Source organism: Alteromonas sp. ABV4_150, from assembly GCF_056311745.1.
This window is the reverse complement of sequence record NZ_CM149971.1, coordinates 2,078,956-2,095,975: the sequence shown is the minus strand read 5'-3', so window position 1 is coordinate 2,095,975 and position 17,020 is coordinate 2,078,956. Positions and strand designations below refer to the sequence as shown.

Here is a 17,020-nt window from a genome sequence, read left to right as displayed (position 1 = left end):
GTTTGCTGGTAGCCAGTCGTATAAGTGATTAAACATCTGGCAAATATTAGAAACAACACACCAGCATAATAATTACATAGACACGATCGATTGCCTGAAGCTGTCGAGTCTGATATAGATATCGGTCCAATCAGGACAAGATGGATGTCGTAGTGTAGGAGATGTGGCAGATGCCAACAGGAAAAGAAACAAAATCCCTAGGACTATTAGCGCTGGCAGGTTTGCAGCCGTACGAGCCAAAAGCTGACGAAGAGTATATGGGCGAGCCCCAACTGGAGCACTTTCGTCTATTGCTTAAAGCGTGGCGCAATCAACTTCGTGAAGAGGTTGACCGTACGGTAACGCACATGAAGGATGAAGCAGCAAACTTCCCTGATCCTGTAGACCGTGCAGCTCAAGAAGAAGAGTTCAGCCTTGAGTTACGTACACGTGACCGTGAGCGTAAGCTAATAAAGAAAATTGAAAAAACGCTTAAGCGCATTGAAGAAGACGATTTCGGCTTCTGCGATTCTTGTGGTATCGAAATTGGTATCCGTCGCTTAGAAGCGCGTCCTACAGCTGATTTGTGTATCGACTGTAAGACCATGGCTGAAATCAAAGAAAAACAACTTCAAGGTTAAGCTAATAACCGCGAGTATGTTGATATAGAAAGCCTCATCCCAAAAAGATGGGGCTTTTTGTTAAGCTCTAATTATGCATAACCACTATGTAGGGCGTTTTGCTCCCTCACCTTCCGGCCAATTACATTTCGGTTCACTCGTTACTGCTGTTGCAAGCTACCTAGACGCGAAAAGCCATAACGGCAAATGGTTGCTTCGCATGGAAGACATTGACGAACCACGCTGTATAGCAGGAGTCGATAAGGACATCCTCAGCACACTTGAAGCCCATGGTTTGTATTGGGATGGCGATGTCATTTACCAAAGTCAGCAACATCCTCGTTATCAAGCGATCCTTAATGATTTACTTGCTCAAAAGCGTGGCTACTTTTGCACATGTACACGTAAGCAAATTAAAGCTATGGGCGGAGTCTATAACGGCAATTGTCGGGAAAAGTCAGTGTGCTCAGCCACACAGAATTGTGCACTGCGCCTAAAAGTAGATACGCCACTTGAGGCGTTTGAAGATGTGCTCATGGGTAAGGTTACGCCTTCTAGTTCAAGCGCCAGCTTAAACGCCGAAGATGTAGTACTAAAGCGACGCGACGGTTTGTTTTCTTACAATCTTGTGGTCATTTTGGACGATGTATTTCAGCAAGTTAACTGTGTACTCAGAGGGTGCGACCTTATTGATGTAACGCCATTGCAGCGCGCGGTGTATAAAACACTCGGTTACACTGCTCCTCGATACGGGCATGTGCCGGTAGCGGCTGTCGCGCCAGGCAGAAAACTGAGTAAACAAAATCGAGCAGCCCCCGTTAACAACGATACAGCACTAGATAATATTGTGCGTGTAATGAACTTTTTAGGCTTTCCCTTTCCAAGCACTTCAGAATTTGATGATATTGATTCAGCGCTTAAAACGGCAATTTCCATGTGGGATAGGAAAAAAGTAGTGAAAACACCCGAAATTATTGTTCCACAGCATGAATCCACTTATCATAGCAGACCTTTATAGTCTTCGGAGATACCATCATCATTCATCGTGTTTTTAAATCTGTTAAGCGTGCTTTTTCAAAAGAAAGCTCGTCCTCTGACGCTTTGAAGCCAAGGACGATGACCCGTGGAGAGCACGGTATATCTCGTGAAGATGTAAGTGCAAATGCATTGAAAGTAATGTATCGCCTTAATGGAGCTGGCTTCGAATCCTATTTGGTGGGAGGCTGTGTACGCGATATTTTGATGGGTCATGAACCAAAAGACTTCGATGTGGTGACTAACGCTACACCTGAACAGATTAAGGGATTATTTAGAAACTGCCGCCTAATAGGCAGGCGCTTTCGCTTAGCTCATATTGTTTTTGGTCGAGAAATTATTGAAGTTGCCACATTCCGTGGTCACCATCAAGAGTCCGACGAAGACGAAAATCTGCCAAAGGGCAAAGCTATTGCAAAGCGTGACGCACATGGTCAGTTAGTACGCGATAACGTATTTGGCTCTATCGAAGAAGATGCTGAGCGCCGGGATTTTACCTTTAACGCCATGTATTACAGTGTGGCTGACTTTACGGTGAAAGACTTTGCAAATGGTCTAACCGCAATAGAAAAGCGTGAAGTTGAGCTAATTGGCGATCCAGAAACACGCTATCGTGAAGACCCGGTGCGAATGCTACGTGCGGTACGTTTTGCCGTTAAACTTGGCATGAGCATCGAAGAAAAAACCGCGGCACCGATGAAGTCTTTGGCGAATCTTCTCCAGAACATACCACCAGCACGTTTGTTTGAAGAAACCCTAAAACTGTTTTTATCGGGTAAAGGGGAAGAAACCTTCTTAATGCTGCACGAATACGGTTTAATTGAGCCTTTATTCCCCCAGCTTACGCCATTTTTAAAGGATGAAAACAGCCGCGAAATGCAGTTCGTGCGTCGCGTGCTTGCCAATACCGATGAACGCATTAACAACGAACAGCGTGTTACCCCAGCTTTCCTTTATGCGGCACTATTATGGTATCCGGTTGAAGAACAGTCTCAACGCTTGCAAAGCGAGTCTGGCTTAAACGCACACGATGCATTTAACATTGCATCAGGCGAAGTTATTGCCCGTCAAACGCAACGCATTATGATCCCTAAGCGCTTCTCTACCGTGGTACGTGACATCTGGATTTTACAGCAGCGTCTTCCTAAACGCTTTGGTCGTCGCGCGTTTCAATTGCTTACTCACCCTAAATTCAGAGCTGGCTATGACTTTTTATTGGTTCGGGGCCAAGTAGAAGGCGGCGATTTGCTTGAGCTAGCTCAGTGGTGGACGCACTTCCAGCACGCTGACAATGGTAAACAAAAAGGCATGCTTAACGCGCTTCGAAAAAGCGAGGGTGGTGGAAAAGGTGCACCGCGAAAACGCAAGCGTAAACCAGCAGCGAAACGAGGTCCAGATGCATAAAGAGCATGTTTACATTGGCGTAGGTAGCAACCTTGGTAATAGCCAAGAAAAAGCGCAGCGTGCGTTGGATGCCATTAGTCAATTAGAAGATACTCGCGTACTTAAAACCTCTTCGCTTTATTCCAGTAAGCCGATGGGGCCGCAAGACCAACCTGACTATATTAATGCAGTATGCTTAATAGAAACGTCGCTTAAACCTCACGGACTGTTAAAACAACTTCAGCGCATAGAACTAGAAGAAGGCCGCGAGCGTAAGGGTGAACGTTGGGGCCCGCGCACGCTGGATTTAGACATATTGCTATACGGCAGTGAAACTATCGATACTGCTGATTTGATTATTCCTCACTACGGTATGGCAGAGCGTGAGTTCGTTATGGTCCCCCTGTTTGAGATTGCCCCTAATATGGTAATGCACGACGGTAAGCCTATTTCAGCATGGGTCGCTAACTGCTCACTAGACGGACTTAGTCGCCTGCGAGACTTCCAATTAGCGACAAAATCCGTATAGTTCGCCACACGATATCAACAAATATCAATCTGAGACATGTCATGAAGAAAGTAACAGTATCTGGCTTGCTTAAGAAAAAGCAGGCCGGGGAAAAGATCACCTCTTTAACCGCTTACGACGCCAGCTTCGCCAAAATGTTCGACGAACAAGGCGTAGACGCCCTTCTTATCGGCGACTCTTTAGGCATGGTTCTTCAAGGTGAAGACGACACCTTACCGGTAACTATCGACGATATTGCCTACCACACAAAAAGTGTGCGTCGTGGCACTGAACGCGCCTTCGTTTTAGCTGATATGCCGTTTATGTCTTACGCCACTCCTGAGCAAACCTACACCAATGCAGCAAAGCTAATGGCTGCAGGTGCAAGCATGGTTAAGATGGAAGGCGGAAGCTGGTTATGCGACACCATCAAAGGCTTGAACCTGCGCGGCGTACCTGTGTGTGGCCATTTAGGCTTAACGCCTCAGTCAGTGCACGTATTCGGTGGGTTTAAAGTGCAAGGCCGTGAAGCAAGCCAAGCAGAAAAGCTGCTTAGCGAAGCAAAAGCATTAGAAGAAGCCGGTATTCAGCTACTAGTACTTGAGTGCGTACCTTCATCATTAGGAAAAGCAGTCAGCGAAGCCTTAACTATACCAGTAATAGGCATAGGCGCAGGTAAAGATACCGACGGCCAAATTCTAGTAATGCACGATATGTTTGGTATCAGCGCCAACTACATGCCCAAGTTTTCCAAGAACTACCTTGTAGAAACCGGTGATATGCGTAAAGCAGTGTCAAAATACATTGAAGAAGTGCAAAGCGGTGCGTTTCCTTCTGCTGAACACAGCTTCGAATAACGGGGTAAAATATGAAGGTGCTTGATAGTATTTCAGCATTGCGCGACACAGTAAATACGTGGCGTCGAAATGGTGAAACCGTAGGCTTTGTTCCCACGATGGGCAACCTGCACGACGGTCATCTTAAACTAGTTAAGAAAGCAAAAGCACACAACGATAAAGTGGTGGTAAGCATTTTTGTAAACCCCATGCAGTTTGGTGCAAACGAAGATTTAGACGCCTACCCACGTACCATAGAAGAAGATAAAGCTAAGCTTATTTCTGTGGGTGCTGATGCTGTATTTTTGCCTAGCGTCGCTGAGATGTACCCGGCAGGACTGGACGCGCAGACGTTCGTAGAAGTGCCTGGCATTTCCGACTCTCACTGTGGGGCAAGTCGTCCAGGCCATTTTCGCGGCGTAGCTACCGTGGTGACTAAGCTGTTTAACATGGTACAGCCAGACGATGCTTTCTTTGGCGAGAAAGATTTCCAGCAGCTACAAGTGATCCGCGCTTTAGCGCGTGACTTGTCAATGGCGGTAAAAGTTCATGGCGTACCTACCGAGCGCGAGGCGTCAGGTCTGGCAATGAGCTCTAGAAATGGGTATCTGACAGAGTCTGAAAAAGCCACAGCAAGCGCTATTTTTGAAGAGATGCAGCGTATTAAAGCGAGCATCGAAAATGGTAATACTAACTTTGCTGAGCTTGAAAATATCATGGTTGCTAACCTTGAAGCGAAAGGCTTTAAGAAAGACTACTGCCAGGTAGTTAACGCAGCTACGTTTGAAGCGGCTAGCGATAGCGACAAAGAGCTAGTATTACTAGTTGCTATGTTTATGGGTAAAACCCGTTTAATCGATAACATGCAAATTACACGACGTTAAGCGTAAGCCAGTCATAAACGAAAAAACGCCCGACGCATTACTCTTAAACAGAGCCTGCACCGGGCGTTTTTGTTTGTTCGCTTTGAAACATTAGCTTTTTCGTTAGCGTAGAAGCTACTCGAATTTAAAAGCTAGCATCTAAGAGGCTAGCTTTTAAGAAGCTTAGAGTTTCTGTTTCCCTAATAAATTCCATAAGGTCTTTCCACGCCTGTGTTTCTTTCGCGATCAAGTGCTGTTCGGCTAAAATAGCGGCCAAGTCATTATGGCTTGTTAGCGGGTTGGCTAACACCACGCGAAATACGGTAATACACTGAGACGGATAATCTGGCGCTTCTAAACGAGTACGAGATACGAATGACTTACCAGCTTCACGCTGCTGCTTTTGTACTGCGACAACGAGCGCGTCAACTTTCTGGTTAATCGCATTGCGCATTTTCGCGTTAGCGTGCTTTAACTTTTCCTGCACTTCTTCAGGGCACACTCGATAGGTTAATAGCGATAACGTCGGCGTAGTAGTTAATTCAAAGTCACTCGCTTTATCTATCATTTGTGAAAAGTCTTTGGCTTTATCGATACTGCGATCAATAAGGAGCTCGTAACCTTTGCGACCAAATATATGCAGTGCCGAGTACACCATCATAGCCATACCGTTACGGGAGCCCTCTAACGTGGTAGCGCCTAAATCTTTAGAGCCTGCACGCAGAATATACTGAGCATGATGTCTTACCGCGTTGGCATGTTGTGGATCTTTAAAAAGGGCCATGCCTGCACCCATAGGCACGTACATTTGCTTGTGAGCATCAATAGTAACTGAGTCTGCTCGCTCTATGCCTTTTAGTCTGTCGCGATAACGCGCTGAAAACAACGTAGCGCCGCCCCAAGCTGCATCTACGTGGAACCAACAGCCAAGCTCTTTGGCGACGTCAGCAAGTTCATCCAGCGGGTCGACGTGACCGGTCTCAGTGGTACCGCCCACGCCAACGATAGCAAGAAGCTTATTCCCTTCCTCTTGATAACGTTTACCAATGCGGAGGGCTTTCGCTGGATCTAGGGTTTGTTTCGGCGCAGCGACCGTTAGTAACTGTTCACGACCTAAGCCTAGTACGTCTACTGCCTTTGATAACGAGTAATGGCCACGCTTGCTGCACATCACCCCTAAGTTATTTATATCGTAGTAACGATAAGCAGCAGCGAGACCAGCTTTAGCTACGCCTGAAAAACCTTTTTGTGGGCCGAGCAGTTTATTGCGAGCTACCCACAAAGCAGTGATATTGGCGATGGTACCGCCAGAACAGAATGCGCCTAATGAGTGTGCTGCACTGTGTAAGTGTTCATCATAAAAATCTTGAGGCTGGTCGTACACAAGGTTGTGCATCATACCAAGTACTTGACGTTCTAGTGGCGTGAAAGCTTTAGATGTTTCAATCTTAACCAGGTTCTGATTAAGGCCTACCATCAACTTAGAAAGCGGCAGGTGAAAATAAGGCAGCGCAGAGGTCATGTGACCGATAAACGTTGGCGAGTAAGTATTTACAGAGTGCGCAACGAGCTTATCGAGCAAGCTTTCAGCATGAGTAGACACAAACTCAGGTGACTCAGGAACCTTGGAGTCTGAAAAGTCTTTTTCAATTTCTTCTAACGACGTCTTCTTTGTCACAACATGCTGCGACAAAAAATCTAAGATATTGTCAGATAAATGCTGCTCTATTTGAGCCAGCTTTGAGTCTTTGTGTTCAGGTTTGGTAAAGACCCTAAACAGGTGCTCTAAACTAACTTGCGCTTCACCCACTCAACACACCTCATACTTAAAACAATCACACATTTCGCTTACATTTATTGGGCGAAATCAACAGGCGGTTTAGTAGGACACCGGCCTGACACTTACTTTTCCTTTTAGCCAATTAGCATACAACACATCTATCTTACGACAGTGAGTGGGGCTGTTTGACCGATATACCTAATACTAGTTAACGATATATCGGCTGGGCTATTGCGCGTTGACGCGGTCCATTCGTTGCCAAACCTGAAAACTTATCACAATACTTTCAGGGTGTCGCACTTTACATCAGATTGTAATGCTCGCCAAGAGGCAGAAACAGCCAATTCAGTGACTTGTGCAAAACATTCAGACTAGTTAGTCAATTTTTAGGAATAATGGAGTTATGCAAGAAGCCTATTTACTCTGTGTCACAAGCATTAATACCAAACCATACTTCTTTTGAATTAGTACCGCAAAACTTTGCACTCTCAACTATATTTAATTTATGAATAGTGTCGATGTGTCCTCTTCTATACCTATCAAGTGTAGGTGCAGAAAGCGTTTCGGTCACTATTAGATACACAATTGCAAGGAGGTCGGTTTATGCCCATACGTGAAATATCCGAGGATTTCTCCATAGAAGATATTGTTCCTTACTTTCAGCCCATTGTTGATTTAAACAGCCACGGCGTATGGCGCTACGAGTGCCTGGCACGCTTGATAACCCGAGGTGATAAGACTTTTTTACCTAGCGAATTTCTCTACCTTATAGAGCGCGAACAACACGTAAATACGCTTGCAGCGAGCATGTTTGTGCAATGTGCCAGCTATTTTCACGACGTTAATATCCCTTGGAACATCAATATAACTGCCAATGACCTTCACAATGTAGAGCTTACTAATACCCTCATCACCCATTTAGCAAGCTATCCCACGCCGGAGCGTGTAAGTATAGAAGTGAGTGCTTCTACTGCCCTATCCAATCCGAAAAGCCTTACCGCATTTATCGAAAAAAGCATGCATGTGGGGCTGGGCGTTTTCATCGACAACGTTGGATCATGCCCAGGTAACATACGAGCGCTTATGAACTTGCCGGTTCGGGGGATTAAGCTCGCTGGCGGGCTAATTAAACACTATGACGAACAAGAGGCAGTGAGGGAATATGTAGACTATCTGCTGTCGCTATGTGAACGCCATGGAGTAAGCACTATTGCCGAGCACGTAGAAGATGAGGCGCATCTAGAACGCGTAAAACGCCTGCCCATTCGTTATGCACAGGGGTATGTGTTTAGTCCGCCCATGGCGAATGTGCGAAGTGCCACTGCGCGCCATTAACAAGCGAAATATACAAATTTGAATAACAAACGGGGCGAAATTTTCATCTCACCCCACTTTTATCAGCTTTCAGTATTTCTTGCTGCTATAGCAGACTCAGCCTTCTTCGCTACGGCAGTTAAGCTGCCAGCACGATTGACCGCTCCCTCGGTACTTTCGCTCAAACGGCGTCATGTGATCATCGCCAGTGACTTCAGATAAATCAGATACCATGCCGTAATGTTTAGCCGCTTGCGCAAATTCCATTAGATAAATAAGCCAGTTGCTACGCACCTCAATATTTGGGGTGATCGCCATCAGGTCCACCATGGCCGCACTACCGTGCCAGCGCTTTTGAACCTGCGTCTTTTTAGGATAGGGGTTGGGATACAGCAGAAAGTGCTGAGTCACGTTCCAATTAGACTGCTTTACTAAGCGCCAAAAGTCGTTCACATCGGCACGAATGACCCGATAGTTATCTTGCTGTGCGCTGTAATGCTCATGTTTATCCACCCGCAGGGCCGATTTATCAATGCCGATAACACGGGCATCGGGGTTAGCTCTTGCTATGTTTGCCGTGCTTTCGCCAACACCACAGCAAGAGTCTAAAATAACCTCGCCGTTGAAGCCGTCGCCAGTATCAAGCCACGCACCTACCTCGTCAAAAGCAGCTTGTGTATGGTCGCTAATCGGTCGCTTATTTTCACTCGCTTGGTACTTTTTCACTAAATCGTCTAGCTTATCGTGAATACCTACCTGCGATGTTGTGATTTCTCTAGAATTACCGCTGGCCATTAGCTACGAATACCTTTACCCGTTTTAAGTAGGTAGTACGCCACACCAAATAGCAGTGCATTAAAGCCCACTAACAAGGCAAGCGACAAGGTTACATTTACGTCAGAGACCCCTAAGAACCCATAACGAAACCCGTTGACCATATACACAACAGGGTTCGCCTTACTCACCCACTGCCAGAATTCAGGCAATAGGGTAAGTGAATAAAACACACCACCTAAGTAAGTTAACGGTGTTAATACAAACGTTGGAACCACGCTAATATCATCAAAGGTCTTCGCAAATACCGCATTAATTAAACCCGCAGTCGCAAACAAGGTAGAAGTGAGTAACAACGTGAGCGCAATAATGCCCAAATTGTGTATTTGAACATCAACGAAAAACAGCGACACTAAGGTAACAATAATACCTATCAGTATGGCGCGGGCCACGCCGCCGCCCACATACCCGAGAATGATGACCGAGGTGGGCACTGGTGACACCAACAGCTCTTCAATATTGCGCTGAAATTTAGCACTAAAAAATGAAGAGGACACGTTAGCGTAGGAGTTTGTGATCACCGACATCATAATAAGGCCGGGCACAATAAACTCCATGTAAGTAAAGCCGCCCATTTCGCCAATACGGTTGCCGATGAGGCTACCGAATATCACGAAGTACAAACTCATTGTAATAGCTGGCGGCACAAGGGTTTGTACCCATATGCGCAAAAAGCGCGTGCATTCTTTTATCCAAATAGTGGTTAGCGCCACATAGTTTTGCTTAAACCAACCCACGTTTTCTTCTGTGTTCATTTGTGTACTTTCAGTTTTCATGTTTTTCACCTTTACCTGCTGTGGGTTTAGCCAGCTTGCTTCGCTGATTCAACTAAACGCACAAATAGCTCTTCAAGGCGATTTGATTTATTGCGCATGCTCATTACTTGAATACCCTTTTCACTTAGCTGGGTGAAAACCGGGTTCAATCCTTCCGTTTTCTCAACATCAACTTCAAGGGTATGGTCGTCAATCAAACGGTGTTCAAAGCCCGTTAGTAGGTCATCTGTCGTCGTCATGCTCTCTGGTATTTTGATATCTAATACGAAGGTTTCTAGGCTTAATTTAGACAATAAAGCTTTCATGCTGGTGTTCTCGACAATGGTGCCCTTGTTAATAATGGCGATATTGCGACACAGCATTTCTGCTTCTTCAAGATAGTGGGTAGTGAGTATAATCGTGATCCCCTGACGGTTAATCTCTTCTAAGAAACCCCACATAGAGCGGCGAATTTCAATATCTACGCCCGCGGTTGGCTCATCTAAAATAAGCAATTTCGGCTCATGCATGAGTGCTCTAGCAATCATCAGCCTTCGCTTCATACCACCCGATAGCTCACGGGCGCGGGCATCGCGTTTTTCCCACAGGTCAAGCTGAGCAAGGTATTTTTTAGCTCGCTCTTTCGCAATACTGCGAGGTACGCCGTAGTAACCTGCCTGATTCAATACAATTTGTAGTACAGTTTCAAACTGATTGAAATTGAACTCCTGAGGCACCAGACCAATGCAGGCTTTAGCCTGCTCTTTTTGCGTTGTGAGGTCGTAACCAAACACCGACACACTGCCGTTAGTTTGATTAACAAGTGAGCTTATAATGCCAATAGTGGTAGATTTGCCCGCGCCATTTGGGCCGAGTAATGCAAAGAAGTCTCCTTCTTGTACAGTAAGGTCGACGCCTTTTAGTGCCTGTACGCCACCTTTGTAGGTTTTGGTTAACCCTTTAATGTCCAACGCTTTCATGATTTGCCCGTATTGAGAGTGTGACTACTAAGGCATACTGACCTTTGCTATGAGCCAAAGGTCAGTACACCCTAACCAACTTTAGTGAGATGTAGTTATCTGTCGTTAACAATATATAGCCAGCGAAGTGTAACCTAGTTCATGCTATTAAATGAATACACTCGCGTTTAGTGGTTACTTTAAACAGTTTAAGCTTTTGTATACTAGCCTTGTAAATGAGAGCGAAAACACCTTTTTTCAACCCCAATAAAAAAGCGCCGCGTACCGTTGGGGTAGCACGCAGCGCAAAGGGTAGCTTAAAACCGGTCCGCATAGACCAATAGAGACTTTTACGTAGAAGCTCAGCCTTACCGCTTCCACGGCACTGTTGTCCCTCTTCTAGTCTTTGAAGAGGGACAACAGTGCAATTCGCCTCGCTTGCTTAGCACTTAAAAAAACTAGAGCGCTAAACTCGACGGACAAATACTATTAAGCCCCTTATTCATGGCAAAAAAAGCGCGTAATTGTGGAAATGTGATGGTGATTTAAAATGCCTGTACAATCAGCATGTAGAGGAGTGCGCAGAGCCTTATTTAAAATCGCGTTTCTCAATGCTCTTCCAGCTTAAATTTCACGATGCCCATTCTCAAATATGGCGTAAATGAGGCAGGCTTGAGGATTTTATGCCGAACTTAGGCAATAGCTGTCATTCATAGGTATAGTGTGCGCTCTATCAGAATTATATTTGCGGGTTAATGTATGCCAAAGACAATTGCATTAGTGGAAGATGACGCGGCCATTCGCGAAAATTACATTATGGCGCTTAAAGCGCAGGGCTATAGCGTAAATGCCTATGAAGACAGGCCATCTGCTGCCGAAGCGTTTAACCACACCCTACCCGACTTAGCCATTATAGATATTGGTTTGAAAGATGAGATAGAAGGTGGGTTTATGCTTTGCCAGCAACTGCGAGGCCTATCACAAACCCTACCTATCATCTTTTTTACTGCACGAGATAACGACGTAGATACTATCAGCGGCCTTAGAATGGGCGCCGATGATTACCTGACTAAAGATATCAGCATGGCTCACTTGCTAGCACGCATTGCAGCCTTGTTCAGGCGTACAGACTTACTTGCTGCCCCCACAGAGCAAAAAGATGAGCTAAAAGTAGGTGACTTAAAAGTAGATGTATCGAGAATGACGGTAAGCTGGCAAAACCAACCTGTTTTACTGACGGTAACAGAATTTTGGATGCTGCACGCACTCATCAAGCGACCAGGTCACGTGAAAAGCCGCCAACAGCTTATGGATGAGTCGAGAATGGTGGTAGACGACACCACCATTACTTCGCATATCAAACGTATGCGTAAAAAGTTTGTGCAGCTTGACCCTAACTTCGATCATATCGACACCGTGTACGGCATGGGATATCGCTGGCAGCTTTAAAGTGCTCGCATTCAACGCTGTGTATCACCATCAATAAAAATAGAGGCAACTGACGACACACATGGGATTTCGCTTTTCTATCCGCCTTCAGCTTATGGTGCTGTCGTTGTTCCTATTTACCATTCCCTACTTAGGTTATAACTATGTGTGGGAGCTCGAGCAGTACCTTAGAAATGGTCAAGAGCAAACCATGATAGGTACGGCGCGAGCCGTTGCCACTGCCCTTCACGAACGACCCGCTTTATTTGATAGTCAATCAGCTTATCTTCAAGACGTACGCCCCGGCACAGATCTATACGCGCCGCCTATTCCTTATCCTATTCAACTAGATGGCGAACTTAACGACTGGCAGCAAGTTAGCGAATTAATGAGCGAGTATGGCAGTAATGAAGTCATCGAGTATTACAACGGCTTTGCCGGCGAACCCACTAGCCTGTCTTTTAAGCATATGGTGGGACGTTACGGACAATTTTTGTATGCCATGTTTGAAGTCAGCGATGACGCGCTGTTATGGCGGCAACCTAATAGCTTAAGCGTAGAAACGGGCGACCATTTACTTATCGGCATGGAAACCCCACAAGGCAAACTAGCAAGATACGTTGTTGCACCTTATGAAAGTGGCTGGGTAAACGCGTACAAACTTGCTAGCAACACGTTTACAACACGGGCAGTAGAGAACGCCCTTTCTATTCAAGGTCGCTGGCAGGAGACTGCCACTGGCTATAATGTTGAATTGCGCTTTCCGCTGTCTATGACCACAGGCGGTTTAGCATTTTCACTCGTCGATATAGATAATGAGAACACCAGGTTGAAGCAATACGCACTAGGCACAGCAAATACAAAAGAACTCGCTGACTTGGGTACTGTCATAACGCCCTCGCCTGAAATTGAGCGTATCCTGGCGGGTTTAAAATATGCCGATTCGCGGGTGTGGGTCGTAGATAAGCACAAGCGGGTACTCGCACGTGCCGGTGATATTCAGTCGGCTACAGGCATTAAAGTAGATGAAAAAGAGGCTTCATCCAACGCGGTTTGGCAATGGATAGAAAGTGAGTGGTTACTTCCGCTTTACTACCAAATCCTTACCCGTCCACCTGCCGACTTTATCGATGAGTTAGACGATGCCTATGCGCTCGTGGGCCAGGATCTAGGGACGGCCTTGAATGGACAACCAGACTCACTTTGGCGTTTATCACCCGATAACAAAGCCATAGTACTTTCCGCTGCCTACCCTATTTTTATTGAAGGCAACGTAATGGGTGCGGTTATTATAGAGCAAACCACCAATGGCATTCGCACCTTGCGAAACCGAGCACTAGAGCAACTCTTTCACGTAATTTTGGCAGTGATGACCATAGGTACATTAGGGCTATTGCTTTTCGCTACGCGAATTTCAAACCGCATTCGCTTTCTTCGCGATAATACCGAAGCTGTCATTGACGACAATGGCAAAATCATTGGAACCCTGCCGGTATCAAATCAGCGTGATGAAATTGGTGATTTATCCCGTTCATTTGCCGACGTCCTTTCACGCTTGCAGCAGTACAACTCCTACTTAGAAAACATGGCATCTCGTTTGTCCCACGAGCTCAGAACGCCTATCGCTGTGGTGAAGTCATCCTTGGATATGCTTTCTCACGTTAATGATGCTGACCAACAAGCCGTTTTTGTTGAGAGGGCGCAATCAGGGGTGAACCGCCTAAGTACAATATTAAACAGTATGAGTGAAGCCACCCGATTAGAGCAGGCAATTGAGCAAGAAGACTTAGTCACCTTCAATCTAGTGAAAGTCATTGAAGGATGTGTCGAGGGCTATCAGCACACTTACGCGCTAAGAAAATGGACATTCATATCAACGGACAAGAGTTTATTGATTGATGGCGCTCCTGAGCTCGTTGCCCAACTGTTTGATAAAATTGTGTCAAACGCCGTCGACTTCAGCAAAGACAATGATGAAATAACCATTAAGCTGGAAAAGCATGACAAATTAGTAGCATTGTCCGTAAGTAATCCAGGGCCGTTGCTTCCTAAAGGGATGAAGAGCCAGCTTACCCAGTCAATGGTGTCGGTAAGAAAAGAAAACGACGTGCAAAACACTGCACAATCTCCACATTTAGGTCTAGGGCTATACATTGCCAATATTATCGCCCAATTCCACAAAGGCACGCTATCGCTGAACGATAGAGAAGATGCATCTGGTGTGGTTGTGCTGGTTACATTTCCATATCCCCAACATAAAGCATTAAGCAATTCTTAAAACACTTTAAAAACAAATCAAATGAGAATGTTTATCATTTATGTTTACATATCTATTTTTATTAAATAGACTTCGTCCTCCTTACACACACTCAAGGGAAACAGGATGAAAAACACTAAACTAACTATGGGCGCACAAACTATTGCCGCGGCACTGGCATTTGGTAGTGGCGCAGTAATGGCTCAAGAAGAAGTAGAAACGTGTGACGACGCGACTTCAACAAAATGTGAAGCCGTATCTGATGAAGCAATTGAACTGATTAAAATTCACGGCGTACAGCAATCTATCTACCGCTACAATAAGTCAGGTGACCCTCGTCGATTAGCAGACCTTGTTGATACACCACAAACCATTAGCGTTCTTACTCAAGACCAAATTCAAGAAAGCGGAAGAACAGATCTTAGAGATATACTGCAGGCGCAAGCTGGCGTTACTTTAGGTACGGGTGAGAATGGTAATGCTTTTGGTGACCGCTATATTATTCGTGGTCATGAAGCGCGTAGCGATGTTTTCGTTGATGGTCTTCGCGACCCAGGTATGACAACTCGTGAAAGCTTCGCAACCGAGCGTGTTGAAATTACAAAAGGTCCAAGCTCTACCTTTGCTGGACGTGGCTCTTCAGGTGGTGCGGTTAACTCTATTACTAAAAAAGCGTCTACGGCTTACAACTTCGGCCGTGTTGATGCCGCTGTTGGCACCGATGAGCATACGCGTTTAACCGTTGATTTGAACAAAACGCTAACTGAAACCAGCGCGGTGCGCTTAAATGGACTTTACTCGTCAGAAGATAAGCCTGGCCGTGAAGGCATTGAACGTGATCGTGAAGGGGTGCAGCTTTCTTATGTGAATCAGCCTACTGACCGTTTGTCATTCACTGGCGACTTGTATTACCTCAATGCAGAAGACATTCCTGACTTAGGTAGCTACTACGATCGTGAGGCTGGCTACCCGCTTGAAGATATTCCTGTATATGCACAAGACGAAGACTTCCAAAATTCAGAAGTGACTACATTCACTTTACGTACTGAGTACGATATCAGTGACAACGTGCGTTTTTATAACGCAACTCGTGTAGGTAAAACGGAAAACGAATACATTACCACAGGTATGCGTGGCACAAACCGTGACGCAACCGACCCTACTGCGCCAGGTGCTTACACACTATCTTTAAGCAATCACCAAGGTTGGCAGGAAGTTGACTATGTAACTACCCAGTTTAACTTATTCTGGGATACGGCTTTCGCAGGCGTTGATCACCGTTTCGTGTTCGGTTTTGAATACACCGACGAATCGGTAGACAATGGCGTGTTCAATATGGATTACACCAATCCATCAAACTGTTTAACCAGCGGTCGTCGCGGTGTATCTGAAAGTTACTGCCTATTAGATGGCAGTGGCAATGAAGTTGATAACATTAGTTCGTTGATGGGCAAAGCCTTTACCCGTGGCGACGTGGATGCACTATTCGACATTGAAACTTACTCACTATACGTTATGGACACCTTTGAGCTGACCGATAACTTTAATGTTTTCGCTGGTCTTCGCGTAGATAGCTATGACTATAGCAACCAAACCTCTAGCGACCTTTACGAGTTCTCGGATGAACTGTACAACGGTCATTTAGGGCTAGTTTATGATGTTACCGAAAACGGAAACATCTATGCTTCGTATAGCACGGCAACCAACATAAACGGCGGTGAATCAGATCTAGGTGCTAACTGTGGTTATGGCGGTATTTGTGGTACGCCAGAGCAAGCGTCTCAAGCTGATCCAGAGCAGGTTGAAAACATTGAGTTAGGTACTAAGTGGTCACTATTCAATGAAAAGCTTGTAGCAAACGCCGCACTATTCCGCATTACTAAGAGCGACGTACACGAAAGTGTAGGTGATGCTTACTCAACGCTAGGTACATTAAACACAGGTGAAAACCGTGTAGAAGGTATTGAGTTTGGTTTAAGCGGTGATATCACAGATAAGCTCAGTATTCAGGCGTCTGCTGCATTTATGGATTCTGAAATTCTTGAGTCTTACAGCGAAGATAATATCGGCCTTGCGCTAAGTAACTTCGCTGACGAAAGTTTCTACATTCAAATGCGCTACCAGCCCAATGAGAAGTTTGCCTTTGGTGGAGACTACAGCTATCAGTCAGAAATGTATGGTGGTCAACCAGATACTGCAGCTGGCTATAGCGCTGAAACCGGAGAGTACTCTATCGTAGTTCCTGATTATCAAGTGGTTAATCTATTCGCCAACTACTATCACTCAGAGTCACTAACTTTCCGTGTTAACATTGGAAACTTGTTTGACGAAGAATATTGGACGGCAGCCTATCGTTCTGGCGCCTTCATGTATATCGGTGATGGTCGCAACATTACAGGTACCGTTAGCTACGAATTTTAATGCTAGCATGACCTAGGCAGGCAACTGCCTAGGTCTTTTTATATTAAA

The 17,020-nt window shown here is 45.5% G+C and carries 14 protein-coding genes; 10 read left to right on the top strand and 4 right to left on the bottom strand.

Annotation, left to right across the window (positions count from 1 at the left end; translation table 11 throughout):
• Nucleotides 1-170 precede the first annotated feature (170 nt).
• From dksA to panC, 6 genes are all read left to right on the top strand, one after another.
• Nucleotides 171-620 (top strand): RNA polymerase-binding protein DksA, encoded by a 450-nt coding sequence (gene dksA, locus ACYX4M_RS09145; RefSeq protein ID WP_012519849.1) that lies wholly within the window; start codon nucleotides 171-173, stop codon nucleotides 618-620.
• 73 nt (nucleotides 621-693) lie between these two features.
• Nucleotides 694-1,617, top strand: a complete 924-nt coding sequence (gluQRS, locus tag ACYX4M_RS09140) for a tRNA glutamyl-Q(34) synthetase GluQRS (RefSeq protein ID WP_476082753.1) — start codon at nucleotides 694-696, stop codon at nucleotides 1,615-1,617.
• A gap of 98 nt (nucleotides 1,618-1,715) precedes the next feature.
• Nucleotides 1,716-3,038, top strand: coding sequence for a polynucleotide adenylyltransferase PcnB (pcnB, locus tag ACYX4M_RS09135; protein WP_476082752.1), 1,323 nt, complete (start codon nucleotides 1,716-1,718; stop codon nucleotides 3,036-3,038).
• Nucleotides 3,031-3,546: a 2-amino-4-hydroxy-6-hydroxymethyldihydropteridine diphosphokinase gene (gene folK / locus ACYX4M_RS09130; protein ID WP_476082751.1), complete on the top strand. Its 516-nt coding sequence runs from the start codon at nucleotides 3,031-3,033 to the stop codon at nucleotides 3,544-3,546. Before pcnB ends, folK begins: the two co-directional genes overlap by 8 nt.
• A gap of 41 nt (nucleotides 3,547-3,587) precedes the next feature.
• Nucleotides 3,588-4,382: a 3-methyl-2-oxobutanoate hydroxymethyltransferase gene (gene panB, locus ACYX4M_RS09125; protein WP_476082750.1), complete on the top strand. Its 795-nt coding sequence runs from the start codon at nucleotides 3,588-3,590 to the stop codon at nucleotides 4,380-4,382.
• A gap of 11 nt (nucleotides 4,383-4,393) precedes the next feature.
• Nucleotides 4,394-5,245 (top strand): pantoate--beta-alanine ligase, encoded by an 852-nt coding sequence (gene panC, locus ACYX4M_RS09120; RefSeq protein ID WP_179984784.1) that lies wholly within the window; start codon nucleotides 4,394-4,396, stop codon nucleotides 5,243-5,245.
• A 124-nt stretch (nucleotides 5,246-5,369) separates the two neighbouring features.
• On the opposite strand, the gene panP is transcribed toward panC, so the two are convergent.
• Nucleotides 5,370-7,034, bottom strand: coding sequence for a pyridoxal-dependent aspartate 1-decarboxylase PanP (gene panP / locus ACYX4M_RS09115; protein ID WP_476082749.1), 1,665 nt, complete (start codon nucleotides 7,032-7,034; stop codon nucleotides 5,370-5,372).
• A 573-nt stretch (nucleotides 7,035-7,607) separates the two neighbouring features.
• On the opposite strand from panP, the gene ACYX4M_RS09110 reads away from it, so the two are divergent.
• Nucleotides 7,608-8,339 (top strand): EAL domain-containing protein, encoded by a 732-nt coding sequence (locus tag ACYX4M_RS09110; RefSeq protein ID WP_476082748.1) that lies wholly within the window; start codon nucleotides 7,608-7,610, stop codon nucleotides 8,337-8,339.
• Nucleotides 8,340-8,435: 96 nt separating this feature from the next.
• Here ACYX4M_RS09110 and trmB read toward each other — a convergent pair whose 3' ends face one another.
• The 3 genes from trmB to ACYX4M_RS09095 are packed head-to-tail and all read right to left on the bottom strand — an operon-like array spanning nucleotide 8,436 to nucleotide 10,887.
• The gene (gene trmB, locus ACYX4M_RS09105) at nucleotides 8,436-9,113 is read right to left on the bottom strand and encodes a tRNA (guanine(46)-N(7))-methyltransferase TrmB (protein WP_476082747.1); all 678 of its coding nucleotides are present in this window, start codon (nucleotides 9,111-9,113) and stop codon (nucleotides 8,436-8,438) included.
• Nucleotides 9,113-9,928 carry an ABC transporter permease gene (locus ACYX4M_RS09100; RefSeq protein ID WP_014951006.1) on the bottom strand — a complete coding sequence of 272 codons (816 nt, stop codon included), beginning with the start codon at nucleotides 9,926-9,928 and terminating at the stop codon, nucleotides 9,113-9,115. The genes trmB and ACYX4M_RS09100 overlap by 1 nt, the downstream gene beginning before the upstream one ends.
• 26 nt (nucleotides 9,929-9,954) lie before the next feature.
• Nucleotides 9,955-10,887, bottom strand: coding sequence for an ABC transporter ATP-binding protein (locus tag ACYX4M_RS09095; RefSeq protein ID WP_476082746.1), 933 nt, complete (start codon nucleotides 10,885-10,887; stop codon nucleotides 9,955-9,957).
• A 738-nt stretch (nucleotides 10,888-11,625) separates the two neighbouring features.
• Here ACYX4M_RS09095 and pdsR point away from each other — a divergent pair.
• From pdsR to ACYX4M_RS09080, 3 genes are all read left to right on the top strand, one after another.
• A complete protein-coding gene (gene pdsR, locus ACYX4M_RS09090; RefSeq protein WP_014951008.1) occupies nucleotides 11,626-12,315 on the top strand; it encodes a proteobacterial dedicated sortase system response regulator in 690 nt (229 codons plus the stop codon).
• 61 nt (nucleotides 12,316-12,376) lie between these two features.
• The gene (gene pdsS, locus ACYX4M_RS09085; RefSeq protein ID WP_476082745.1) at nucleotides 12,377-14,572 is read left to right on the top strand and encodes a proteobacterial dedicated sortase system histidine kinase; all 2,196 of its coding nucleotides are present in this window, start codon (nucleotides 12,377-12,379) and stop codon (nucleotides 14,570-14,572) included.
• Between the two features lie 105 nt (nucleotides 14,573-14,677).
• Nucleotides 14,678-16,972: a TonB-dependent receptor gene (locus tag ACYX4M_RS09080; RefSeq protein ID WP_476082744.1), complete on the top strand. Its 2,295-nt coding sequence runs from the start codon at nucleotides 14,678-14,680 to the stop codon at nucleotides 16,970-16,972.
• Nucleotides 16,973-17,020: the final 48 nt, after the last annotated feature.

Excerpts from the sequence above, each read along its gene's own strand:
- ACYX4M_RS09080 (WP_476082744.1), top strand. The coding sequence starts at position 14,678 with ATGAAAAACACTAAACTAACTATGGGCGCACAAACTATTGCCGCGGCA.
- ACYX4M_RS09110 (WP_476082748.1), top strand. The coding sequence starts at position 7,608 with ATGCCCATACGTGAAATATCCGAGGATTTCTCCATAGAAGATATTGTT.
- ACYX4M_RS09100 (WP_014951006.1), bottom strand. The coding sequence starts at position 9,928 with ATGAAAACTGAAAGTACACAAATGAACACAGAAGAAAACGTGGGTTGG.
- pcnB (WP_476082752.1), top strand. The coding sequence starts at position 1,716 with ATGACCCGTGGAGAGCACGGTATATCTCGTGAAGATGTAAGTGCAAAT.
- dksA (WP_012519849.1), top strand. The coding sequence starts at position 171 with ATGCCAACAGGAAAAGAAACAAAATCCCTAGGACTATTAGCGCTGGCA.
- trmB (WP_476082747.1), bottom strand. The coding sequence starts at position 9,113 with ATGGCCAGCGGTAATTCTAGAGAAATCACAACATCGCAGGTAGGTATT.
- panC (WP_179984784.1), top strand. The coding sequence starts at position 4,394 with ATGAAGGTGCTTGATAGTATTTCAGCATTGCGCGACACAGTAAATACG.
- pdsR (WP_014951008.1), top strand. The coding sequence starts at position 11,626 with ATGCCAAAGACAATTGCATTAGTGGAAGATGACGCGGCCATTCGCGAA.
- ACYX4M_RS09095 (WP_476082746.1), bottom strand. The coding sequence starts at position 10,887 with ATGAAAGCGTTGGACATTAAAGGGTTAACCAAAACCTACAAAGGTGGC.
- panB (WP_476082750.1), top strand. The coding sequence starts at position 3,588 with ATGAAGAAAGTAACAGTATCTGGCTTGCTTAAGAAAAAGCAGGCCGGG.
- pdsS (WP_476082745.1), top strand. The coding sequence starts at position 12,377 with ATGGGATTTCGCTTTTCTATCCGCCTTCAGCTTATGGTGCTGTCGTTG.
- gluQRS (WP_476082753.1), top strand. The coding sequence starts at position 694 with ATGCATAACCACTATGTAGGGCGTTTTGCTCCCTCACCTTCCGGCCAA.
- folK (WP_476082751.1), top strand. The coding sequence starts at position 3,031 with ATGCATAAAGAGCATGTTTACATTGGCGTAGGTAGCAACCTTGGTAAT.